9 protein-coding genes are annotated in these 11,989 nt (G+C 32.8%); 2 read left to right on the forward strand and 7 right to left on the reverse strand.

Going from position 1 to position 11,989, the window contains the following annotated elements:
* From RWL85_RS07755 to RWL85_RS07785, 7 genes are all read right to left on the reverse strand, one after another.
* The coding region (locus RWL85_RS07755) for a YSIRK-type signal peptide-containing protein (RefSeq protein WP_314086770.1) at positions 1–643 on the reverse strand (643 nt) is incomplete at its 3' end.
* A gap of 336 nt (positions 644–979) precedes the next feature.
* Positions 980–1,315: a glycine cleavage system protein H gene (locus tag RWL85_RS07760; protein WP_314086774.1), complete on the reverse strand. Its 336-nt coding sequence runs from the start codon at positions 1,313–1,315 to the stop codon at positions 980–982.
* Between the two features lie 315 nt (positions 1,316–1,630).
* Positions 1,631–2,653 (reverse strand): lipoate--protein ligase, encoded by a 1,023-nt coding sequence (locus tag RWL85_RS07765; protein WP_314086794.1) that lies wholly within the window; start codon positions 2,651–2,653, stop codon positions 1,631–1,633.
* Between the two features lie 155 nt (positions 2,654–2,808).
* The gene (locus RWL85_RS07770; RefSeq protein WP_314086776.1) at positions 2,809–3,981 is read right to left on the reverse strand and encodes an NADH-dependent flavin oxidoreductase; all 1,173 of its coding nucleotides are present in this window, start codon (positions 3,979–3,981) and stop codon (positions 2,809–2,811) included.
* Positions 3,982–4,013: 32 nt separating this feature from the next.
* The gene (locus tag RWL85_RS07775; RefSeq protein WP_314086779.1) at positions 4,014–5,036 is read right to left on the reverse strand and encodes a lipoate--protein ligase; all 1,023 of its coding nucleotides are present in this window, start codon (positions 5,034–5,036) and stop codon (positions 4,014–4,016) included.
* A 125-nt stretch (positions 5,037–5,161) separates the two neighbouring features.
* Positions 5,162–6,034 carry an NAD-dependent deacetylase gene (locus tag RWL85_RS07780; protein ID WP_314086782.1) on the reverse strand — a complete coding sequence of 291 codons (873 nt, stop codon included), beginning with the start codon at positions 6,032–6,034 and terminating at the stop codon, positions 5,162–5,164.
* Positions 6,034–7,026 (reverse strand): MsnO8 family LLM class oxidoreductase, encoded by a 993-nt coding sequence (locus RWL85_RS07785; protein ID WP_314086785.1) that lies wholly within the window; start codon positions 7,024–7,026, stop codon positions 6,034–6,036. The genes RWL85_RS07780 and RWL85_RS07785 overlap by 1 nt, the downstream gene beginning before the upstream one ends.
* A gap of 1,592 nt (positions 7,027–8,618) precedes the next feature.
* Here RWL85_RS07785 and RWL85_RS07790 point away from each other — a divergent pair.
* Positions 8,619–9,797 (forward strand): NADH-dependent flavin oxidoreductase, encoded by a 1,179-nt coding sequence (locus tag RWL85_RS07790; protein WP_314086788.1) that lies wholly within the window; start codon positions 8,619–8,621, stop codon positions 9,795–9,797.
* A gap of 572 nt (positions 9,798–10,369) precedes the next feature.
* On the forward strand, positions 10,370–11,722 hold the full coding sequence (locus tag RWL85_RS07795) for a YSIRK-type signal peptide-containing protein (RefSeq protein WP_314086791.1): 1,353 nt from the start codon (positions 10,370–10,372) through the stop codon (positions 11,720–11,722).
* The last annotated feature ends 267 nt before the right edge of the window (positions 11,723–11,989 follow it).

Below are 11,989 nucleotides of genomic sequence, written 5' to 3' on the forward strand. Positions count from 1 at the left end.
TCTCAGGTAAATTCACTAAAATATAAGAACCTTCTTCTAATTTTGAAGGAGCTGACACATCTAATCTAAATGTTGAGATAATTTGCTCTCCTACATTATATTCTGTTTGATTTCCTACTAAATGGCCTTGTAAACTAACTTTATTTTCAGTTGTTGGTTGTGTTTGATTAGTAGTTGCTGATGTACCATTTGAAGTACCAGTATCTCCTGTATTAGTTACAGATTCTGTTGTTGAACTTGGTTGATTTGTTGCAGTAACAGGTACATATGTAATTTTATATTTATTATTTCCAATAGATTGTAGGCTTGTTGCAGTAAATCCTGGATACTCTTTCTTTAATTGTTCAAGATTTTCTGAAAATTTTGATTTTAAAATAGCAACATCTTCTACTACTCCACCTGGTTTCTCATGAGTTACCATTACAAATTCTTGAGTATCTGCTACCGTTGAGTTTCCAGTTCCCGTTCTATTAAAACCTGAATCTCCCTCTTCTGCATAAGCTAGATTAGTGTTTCCAAGAAACATCATCCCTGCTATCGCCACAGAAGATACAGCTATACTAGCAACTCCAACATTAAATTTCCTAATACTAAACCTATTATCTCTCTGGTTAATGTTAATCTTGTGTTGTTTATTTATCATCTTTATTCTCCTAAATTTATACCGTCTTCTATAATTCCCACTTAACAATATTTTTTTAAACTTAACATCTCTAACGATATATTTTATCATTTTTCTTATCTATTTTCAAATATTTTAATATATTATTTCTACAAAGTGTCCTCAAAAAAAAAAAAAAACTGTTTTATCAACGGTTAACTAATCTTTATTTATTATTAAATCTCAATCTCTTTCATCAATCTAATTAATTAAATAATTCAATATATGAAGATATTCTATACATTACCTCTTCTATAACAGAAAAAAATTCGGAGCTAGGACTTCCCTAGCTCCGAATCTAGTACATAACTAATATTATTATTTATATTCTACAAATTTGTTGAATTCCGCTTCATCAACGTTTGTTAATTTAACAATCCATGATTCTTTTGGATCTGCTGAGTTAAGAACTGTTGGCTCTTCTTCAGCTTTTTTGTTGTATTCTACTACATCACCTGCTAATGGTGTGTTGATATCTAATACAGTTTTTGATGCTTCTAAACGTAAGATAACATCATCTTTTTCTAATTTATCTTTTCTTGAAAATTCTACAAATCCTACAGTACCAACATCATCTTGAAGTTCTGCAGTTGGTCCGATAATATATACACCTTCACTTTTTTCAATCCATAAAGCTTTTGCTAATTTTTTCATTTTACATCCTTCTTTCTATATTTTTTAAATTAATTCTAGCATCAAAATATTAATTTATCAATGTTTTTTTTTGCGCTAAACCAATATTGTATAACATAAGTTACAAAAATGCAACTGAAGTTGAGAGTCGGTTGCGTTTAAGTAGCATAATATATGTGTGAAAAACTTTCACAAAGTGAATTTAAATATCAGTAAATCATTGCGTCTATAAGTTTTTATATAAGCTTTTTAAAATCAAGCCTCCCAAAAATGATTTATCAATAGTTTACTTTCCAAAACATTAAGAAAACTACTTTTCCTCCCCTTGAATTCTTCTTAACTCAATATCAACTCAACAAGTTCTCTAGCTTCTACTTTTCCAAAATAGTGAGCTAAGTCTATGCTTTCTAATACTTCTAGTAAATCTTCTTCTCTCACCCTTACTCCGATTAACCTTTCCTCAATATCACTGACATTACCTTTACCGAAAAAGTCACCGTAAATCTTAGCTTTCGTTATACGTCCCGCTTCTACTTCCAGATTAAACTCAACAGTCCCTATACTTAGTCGTGCATCTCTATTATAGTTATAACGTGGAGATTTCCCGTAATTCCAATCCCAGTTTTGATATTTTTCACGAAGTAAATGATCAATTTCACACCAATCAGCTTCTGTTAGTTCATAACGTTTTATATCTTCTATTCTCTCACAATCAAACAAACGACAAAGGTATAAATCTTTGAAATCTACTACAGATAAATTTCTATATTCCTCATTTAAATATTCTCTAAGACTAGTGACCCTGCTCCTCACCGAATCTATACCTTTTGACTCTATTTTCTTACGATTAGGTGTAAGGACATTTACCATAGCTTCATAATTTACATCTAAAAGCAATGTATAACCTCCGTAAATCTTGCCATTAACAAGAGTCATCGCAGCTCCACTTACCTTCTTACCATCAACAACAAGATCATTACGACCTGTTTGTTCAACCTTATCCACACCAAGATCTTTTAGAATATTTACCGCAGGTTCATAGAATTTCTTAAAATTACCGTAGATATTATTATCTCCACTCATGATTAGACAGATGTTCACAGCTCCCTCATCTAAAAATACAGTACCTCCCCCAGTATCCCGTCTAACTAACGTAATATCATTAGCTTTCATGTAATCATGATTAATCTCTTTTTCAGCATTTTGAAAAAGACCAATTTGCACCTTCGGTTTACAACAGTAAGGAAATATTATATCCTCATCAAAGTTCAACTTATTAAGCACATGAACCTGTATCGCTAAGGCTACCGCCCCATCATAAATATATTCTCCATTTCTTACCGGCTCTATTAAATACATACACACTCCTTGTTTATTAAACACTATGGCATTAACAGCTACCATTACCTAGGTCAAACCATAGATAACCGTAGCTGCTACATCGCCTTAGTAACTTTCCTATTATATCTTAAAAATTACTACTTTTTAACCTCTACCGAACAACGCTAAACAACTTAGTAATTTTCTTCGAGTTTCCTAAATTCATCTCTCGTGCTTTCTGGTAGACTCTTTCCATAATCCATCATCAGCACGATATCTTTAAACGCAGCCTTTGGAATTGCTAAACGTTCAATATCGTCTACTCCAACACTTAACGTTATATCTTCCTCGCGGTTTTCTTGGAATTTAGTCACAAAGTCTGGCTCAGCAACAAAAACACTAGATAAACCTACCATCTCCGCATGCATAATCGCCTCACGACTTTTTTCTATATTATTAATTCCGCCAGTCGCCATTAATGGAACACGTCCCGCTAGATGTTCATGAACTACTTCGTTAATCAAACGTCCCTCGTTAGATCCTTCCGCACGAACTTTATTCAGATAAATATTTTGCCCCCAGCTCGCTATCGCAATATAAGATAATGGAACTTTTTCCAAAATCCAATCTGTAAGTTGATTGAACTCTTCCACAGTATATCCTATTATCGCTCCACGTGTTTCTTCTGGTGTCGCTCTATATCCTAGAATAAAATCTTCAGGTGCTTCATTTTTTATAACTTCATACACCGCTTCAAACACTTCAAGAATAAATCTAGCTCTATTTTCCAATGAGTCTACACCATATTCATCATGGCGTTTATTCGATACCGTAGAGAAAAACGTCTGCAACATAAGTTTTTGCGCTGTCGATATTTCCACACCCGCAAATCCTGCACGTATAGCTCTTCTTGTCGCATCTTTGTATTTTTGTACAATTTCCGCTATCATCTCATGAGAGAGTTCTTCTACTTCGTGTTCAAATGGAAGATGTAACTTCAGTTTACTAGGACCATAGACTTTATGGTTCACGCCGTAGTAATTAGCACCCGCACCTGAATAAGTCAGTTGTAAAATAGCTTTTGCTCCAGCATCTTGCATCGCCTCAGCCATCTTAGTAAGCCCTTGAATACAACTATCATCATGTGCACCGAAACCAAACTCGAACAACTGCCCATCAACATCGACATAAGCCGCACCCGTTACCTGTAGCGGCGCTGACTTAGCACGTCTTAATGCATAATCCAAGTCCTCTTGTGTGATAATTCCATCTTTTGTAGAAGAATTAGTCGTCATCGGTGATAGTACGAATCTATTTTCTAACTGCACACCGTTTGCTAGTTTTATGGGAGTTAATAATTTTTCCATAAACTCACACCTCTTTTACATAGTTTGTAAAACTAGCTTAAGATTAAGTCTACTAATTCTTTCGCTTCTACATTACCGAAGTAGAATGATAGATCAATACTTCCTAGGGCTTCAAGTAAATCTTCTTCTTTAACTCTTACTCCGATAAGTTTTTCTTCTACGTCACGTACGTTACCTTTTCCGAAGAAATCTCCGTAGATTTTCGCTTTTGTTATACGTCCTTCTTCAACTTCTAAGCTAAAATCAACTGTTCCGATTGCAAGGTGAGCATCACGGTTGTAGTTATAACGTGGTGATTTTCCGTAGTTCCAATCCCAGTTACGATATTTTTCATCTGCAAGTTTCTCGATAGCTGCCCAATCTTCATCAGTAAGCTCATATCTCTTCGCATCTTTAATATCTTCAATCCCCATCAATCCACAGATAACTAAATCTTTGAACTCATCGATTGTTACGTTTTGGTATTCAGGTTTTAATAGTTCACGCATACCCATTACACGTGCCCTTACTGATTCAATACCTTTTGATTCAATTTTTTTACGGTTTGGTGTTAAAGCATTAACCATCGCTTCATAGTTTACATCAAGAAGTAATGAATATCCTCCGTAGATTTTACCACGAACTAATGTCATCGCAGCTCCACTTACTTTTTTACCACGAGCAGTAAGGTCATTACGCCCTTTTTGTTCAACTTCTGTAGCACCTAGGCTGTGAAGAACATCAACTGCTGGTTGGTAGAATTTTTTGTAGTTTCCATATACATCAGTATCACCAGGCATTAAGAAACATACGTTAACTGCTCCATTATCAACATAAACAGCTCCACCACCAGTATCACGACGAACTAAGATAATATCTTTTTCTTTCATGTACTCATGGTTTACTTCTGTTTCAGCATTTTGGAATAATCCGATTTCCACTTTTGGCTCACAGTAATATGGGAAGATTACAGTCTCATCGATATCGATATTGTTAAGTACGTAAACTTGCATCGCCATTACTAGCGCTCCATCTGGTAAATATTTTCCGTTTCTAATTGGTTCTATTAAATACATAATTTATTCTCCTTTATTTTTTATTTTTGTTAATGTATTTTATTTATCTAATTTAAATTATATCGCACGAAGTTTATGTGCATTGTACTATGTTTAGATTTCTCTAGTAGAATTTCTAATCCACACTATTTTTTCAACAACTCTTCGACATCTAGTGTTAACTCTTTACTATTTTGATTAAACCACAGCACCCTCGAAGCTATTCTTTCTGGGAATTGGTATTTTTTCTGATTCATAGTAATCATCAACGCCTTTGGATTCTTATCAAGTTCTCTATAAAATGGATATTTTATAAACTGAGGCGTTGTGAATCCTACTCCGATTTCTATAAACAACGTCTTCTTATCACGATTATTTTCTAAAAATTCATTGTACTTATCAAGATGTTCGAAGAAAATCGGATCTTCTACCATACCTTTTTCAGCATTTCTTTTATTCACCTCTAAAGGTGCCCCACACTCTGGACATAACGGGATAGCTCTATAGTCTACTTCCATATTTTCCTGTTCCACAGCAAGCCTACGCATTAAAGCTTCATCTTGGTAAGTTTTTGCGTGACAATGTTTGCTACACTGCATAAGACCATATTTCCCTTGAATGTGAAAGACCTTATCCATATCGTACTCTGCTACATCAAAGGCATTATCAGCATTTGTCGTAATAATATGATAGCTCTTATCTTGTAATATATTTTTCAACGCCTTATAACTCGCCCCAATTGGCTGATCGAAGTAATTTAACAACACAAAACGACTTTGAAAAGCCCAATATTCCTGCGAACTCGGAAAATCAAACAAACTCGCCTGTAACATGTCTAAAAATTTATACTTTTCCACAAAATCTTTAAAGTTACTTGTAAATCTCTCTCCGATATATGTAAAACCATCCGCAGCTGACATTCCAGCTCCTATTCCTATAACTATAGCTTCAGCCTCATCTATCAACTGAGCCAATTTTTCGGCATTGTTTTCTTCTAACTCTATAGCCTTCCAAGTCATTATTTTTTCTCCTCTTTTGTCATTAGCTCTTTAGCTAAAATCTCAATAATACTCTTTCTTTTTTCAATAGTAGGTACTAAAGGTATGCACATAAGTTCTTCTAATTCCAATTCTGTAGCTAGTTTTCGTAGCTTTTCTACTACTACATCCTTCGTACCCCATACTAATCTTGTTCTATTTTTTTCTACTTTTTCTATATCGCTCTCCGCAATCTCGTACTCCTTCGCTGTAGAAATACTAGGGAATCTATCAAATTCCGTAAATTCTTTTTTACCAAGAAGCCAAACATCTAACGAGCGTACCAAATCTTTCGTCTCTTGTTCATCTTCTCCAATCGCTATAAATACTGCAAGTACGTCTTGTGGTTTTTTATCTTGCTCAAGCATCTTAGTACGATAAGTCTGTAAACATCTTTTAGCTGTTTCTATATAATCTACAGCCTGATTAAAGAATAGACCATAGACATAGTTTTGACCGAGTTCCGCTGCTAAATTCGCACTTTTCTCACTAGTTGATAGCAACCATATCTGGCTCACCTTCGCTTCAGGTGGTTGCACAAATGTGCCAGTCCCTGTAAGAATGTCGACCAATTCTTTGCAACTTTTGTTATATTCTTCCCTTGTTATAGGTGTAGTATTCATCAGTTTTTGAACTACTCTCGTTCCCGGATTATTCCCAATCCCTAGATTAACTCTATTAGGATATAAGGCACTCAAAAGCTTAATCCATTCGCTAATTTTATACGGTGAATAGTGAGGAATCATTATTCCACCAGATCCTATTTGTATTTTTTCCGTATTTTGAAGAAGATGTAACATTAATAACTCTGGGCTGCTGCTTGCAAGAGCCGGCACTTGGTGATGTTCAGCCATCCAAAAACGACTATACCCCAATCTTTCAGCCAAACGAGCTAATTCTACACTCTCCTCAATAGCCTCTATCGAACTCTTTCCTTCATCTACAATAGCATAATCTAAAATACTAAGTTTCATTTATTATCCTCTTATTATAGTTGATTTCTAATATTACTTAAAAAATTAATTAGAATTACCCATTCTCCTAGTAATTTTCATCTTTTATTAAGCATATAACTAAATATACTTACCTAGGAGAAAACCTTTTCTGAAATCACGAGTTTATTATATCACATTTTCAGTAAAAGTACATATTTCAAGTACCTCTACTTTGAATTCTTATAAAAAAATACAGTGCTTGAAGTTATTAAAAAATTGACAATAATAAAAGAAGTGTGTTAGAATGTAGGTAAGTGAATGAGAAAGGTTACTCAAGTTTCACCACAAAAGCCAATTGAAGGGGTTTTTCAATTGGCTTTTTATATTATTTAGATAATAATCACATACAAAGTGAACTGTATGCGTTGTGGGCTAAAAAAGGCTACTTCCTGTGACTATCTTTTAGCAAATAGTATTCTATTAAAAGAAGTATAACTCCAGATAATAGATTCACAAGTATTTGAGAAAAATTACCCTCCATCTCACCACCTCCCTTCCGGGCAAGTAGCCTACTTTTATTATAACACTAGAAAATAGTAAAGAAAAGAAATCTTGTGTAACTTTAAAATAAAATTTATATTTTTAATATTATGTAAACATTTGTAATTATAATAACATTATTAACAAAAAAACGCTCATTTAAAACTTTAAAAAATTGACAATAATAAAAGAAGTGTGTTAGAATGTAGGTAAGTGAATGAGAGATGACTATCAAATTTCACCACAAAAGCCAATTGAACTGCTATTTCAATTGGCTTTTTTATATTATTCAGATAATACTCACACACAAAGTGAAATGTATGCGTTGTGGGCTAAAAAGGCTACTTTTTCCTGTGACTATCTTTTAGCAAATAGTATTCTATTAAAAGGAGTATTATTCCAGATAATAGATTCACAAGAATCTGATAGATGACTATCTCCATCTCACCACCTCCCTTCCGGGCAAGTAGCCTACTTTTATTATAACACCTGAAAATAGTAAAGAAAAGAAATTTTGCGTGACTTTAAAATAAAATTTATATTTTTAACATTACGTAAACACATATAATTATAAGACTAATATTAATCAAAAAACTCTCTTTTGAAACTTAAAAAAATTGACAACAATAAAAAAAGTGTATTAGAATGTAGTTAAGTAAATGAGAAAGGTTACTCAAATTTCACCACAAAAGCCAATTGAAGTGCTAGTTCAATCGGCTTTTTTTATTATATAGATTAATAACCACATACAAACTAGAAGAAGCTGACCCAAAAGTTCTAACTACTTTTTCTTGTTCTTTTCATATCATACCTTTTTATCCAACTAATAATCTGCTATAATAAATTATGAGAAAACCTTTTCTGAAATTATAAATTTATATTATTACACTTTCAGCAAAAGTATACACTCCTAGCACCACTACTTTGAAACCAATATAGTTGAAATTACCCTAATTATCTTTATGATTAACACTTAATTTTTATTTTTTAACAGTGTTTTTCTAGTTTCTTCTATACTATATGTAAATTTCATTACATAAAATCTTTTATTTTAATGTGTGTTAGCAAACTACTAAATGAGGTATTTTTTTATGGAATCTAAATTATTAACACCTGTAAAATTAGCTAACGGTATCGAACTTGAAAATCGTTTTGTCCTATCTCCTATGACTACGAATTCATCTACCAAAGATGGGTTTATCACAGAAGAAGATCTACTTTATGCAAAACGCAGAAAAAACACAGCACCTCTTCAAATTACAGGAGCTGCATATATCAATTTAGAAGGTCAGCTTTTTGAATATGGTTTTAGCGTACATGATGATGCGTGTATTCCTGGTTTAAAGAAAATGGCAGAAGCTATGAGCTCTGGTGGAGCAAAAGCTATCCTTCAACTAACTCACGCTGGACGCTTTGCTAATCACTACGTTACCACTAATAAACGCGCTGTAGGCCCTAGCTATATGGAACTTAACTCTCCTGTCGAACATATTGTTCACCCACTTTCAATAGAAGACATCAAAAAAATTAAAGAAGATTACAAACGTGCTGCAAGTCGAGCTATTGCTGCCGGTTTTGACGGTATAGAAATATCTAGTGCCCAACGCCTTCTTTTACAAACATTCTTCTCTACTTTCTCTAATGAACGTCATGATGAATACGGCGTAGGCTCATTAGAAAATCGCTCTCGTTTTATTCTTGAAGTTTTCGAAGAAGTATATGAGGTTATAAAAAAAGAAGCTCCAAAAGACTTCATCTTCGGTTATCGTGCTACACCCGAAGAAACACGCGGAGAAGAAGTAGGTTACACAGTTGAAGAATTCAACCAACTTACAGACTGGTTATTAGAAAGAGTACCTCTATCATACATGGCAATCGCAAGTTGGGGACAAAACATTTATCTAAATACAGTACGTGCAGAAGGTCCTCATCACGGTCGACTAGTTAATGAAGTAGTCTATGAACACTTAAACGGAAGACTTCCACTAATAGCATCAGGTGGTATAAACACTATCGAGAAATGTGAAGAAGCGATTTTATACGCAGATATGATTGGTTTATCATCACCTTTTGTCGCAGAACCAGATTTCGTAGAGAAATTAAAAACGAATCACCAAGAGGATATAAATCTCGATGTTAGTGTAAAAGATATCGAACGTTTAGCTATTCCTAAAGCCGCCTTTAAAGATATTGTTCTGATGATGGACTACGGACGCTCACTACCACAACACACAAGAGATGAATTTAGAAAACTAGAAAAAAACTATTAATAATAACTCATAGTATAGAAATTCATACATTAAAAATATAAGTAGACCTATCTCTATTTAGCTAAACTTAGTTTATTAATATAATATAAATAATATAGGAATAATTTAAAAATGTGCTTAAAAAAATCTAATTATTGAATTATTCCTATTTTCTTTAATTACAGAAGTTAATATATCAATAATATTATCACTTGTAATAAAAATGTAACATTAACATAATATTGTATAAAATCTTTCCATATAATTATTATTTTTGTTGTTTTTATATTTTATGTAAACACGATAAACATTGTTAATTCAGGATTTTTCTGAAAAAAGACTAAATAAATCATTCGTTTTTCAAAAGAATATTTGATAAAACTTTTGTTACAATTAGTTTACACACCTATATATATGTTAAATTTCTTAATAACGCCCTTGTATTATCTATTTCTATATAGTATAATAACAATTGCCAATACACTAATTATATCTATATTTCTTATTTGTTATAGTTTTATAAATAATTAGGAATATGGTTATGGTCATATTTTATATAAAATTAAATTTATTGATAAAGGAGAGATAATATTATGACAACAAAAAAATACTCATTACGTAAAGTAAAAGTTGGTGTTGCATCTGTTCTTGTAGGATTCGGAGTTGCAACAACTGGAGCTGCAGTAGCTAATGCAGCAGAAGCACAACCAAATACTGCTGCTGCAGGTTCAGTAACTAAAGAAGATGTAGCTGAATACTTCACTTCTTTAGAAACTGATGCTGAAAAAGCTATAAATGAAAATGATAAAATCACAGATAAAGATGCTGCTTTAAAAGAAGCTAAAGAAGCTATTGGGAAAGAAGATTTACTAGCTGCTATCGATAACAATGAAATTTCACCTGAAGAAGTTTTAACTGATTTAGCTGAAGCTTCAAAAACTGACAGCGAAGAAACTACTCCTGAAAAAAAACCTCAGGTAGTTAAAGATGCTAAACCTGCTCCTGGTGCAGAGGTAGTTCGTGATGAAAATGGAGAAATCACTGATGTTAAAGATTTAAACGGTGGTATTAGTGAAGAAGATTTACTAAAAATCGAAAAAGCTGAAGAAAAAGACGCTAAAGAAGCTGAAGAAAAAGCTGAAAACGGTGCCTCTTCTGAAGACAAACAAGAATATGCTGATTCTTTAACTAACCAAATCAACAAATTAACTAAAAAAGCTGCTAAAATTGTAGCTGATGCAGAAGCTAAAACTAAAGAAATTAATGCTTTAACAACTGAATTAGAAAAAGCTAAAGCTGAATTAGAAAAAGCTAAAGCTAATGAAGAAAAAGCTGCTATAATCAACGCTTTAGACGAAAAAGTTGCTGAATTAGAAGCAAAACTTGAAGAAAAAGCTACTGCATTCGATGAAGCTAGCAAAAAAGACAAAGAAACTTTAGAAAAAATAAAAGCTAATATTGATTTCTTAACTGATGAGTACAATGTAACTCTTGGTGAACTTCACCTTACTAAAGTTGCTGAATTAGAAAAAGAAGTACAAAATTACTTAGAAGCTCTTAATTCAGAAAATCTTCCAGCAGACCTAAGAGAAATTTTAGAAGCTAAATATGGTGAAGCTAGAGCTAAATTAGATGAAGCTACTGCAGAAATGGAAAGAATCGTTAACCTACTTGATCCAGCATGGGAAGTACCAGCAACTGCTCCAGTTCAAGATGTATTACCAGAATTTGATCTTAAAAACTTAGACGGTGGATTAGGAAACGTTACACTTCCTGGAAACACAAACAACTTCGGACAAGAAAAAGCTCCTGAAGTTAAAGAAGAAGTTAAAGAAGCTTCAGCTTCATTACCAAACACTGGATTAAACTCAACTAGCACTACAGTTGCTGGATTAGGATTAATCGCTTTAGTAGGTCTTGCTGTAAGACGTAAACTTGCTAAATAATTAAGTTAATTAGTGTATAAAAACATTAAAGAGTATGGAAAATTCCGTACTCTTTTCTTTTTATCATCTTTTTTTCAACGTCTCTTGACTCTTCTGTTTACACAAAATATTATACACTATCCTTCTTTTCTCTAAAACAATACTACATATACCTCTTTCCCTTCAATTTCCCAGTAAAATCTACAATTTATTTTTTTATGTTTTTAATTTTAGTGTAAATGTCAATATAAAAATGTACAAAAGTGACAAAATAAAAATGTACAATTA

This window comes from uncultured Gemella sp. (assembly GCF_963515875.1).
Lineage (GTDB): Bacteria > Bacillota > Bacilli > Staphylococcales > Gemellaceae > Gemella.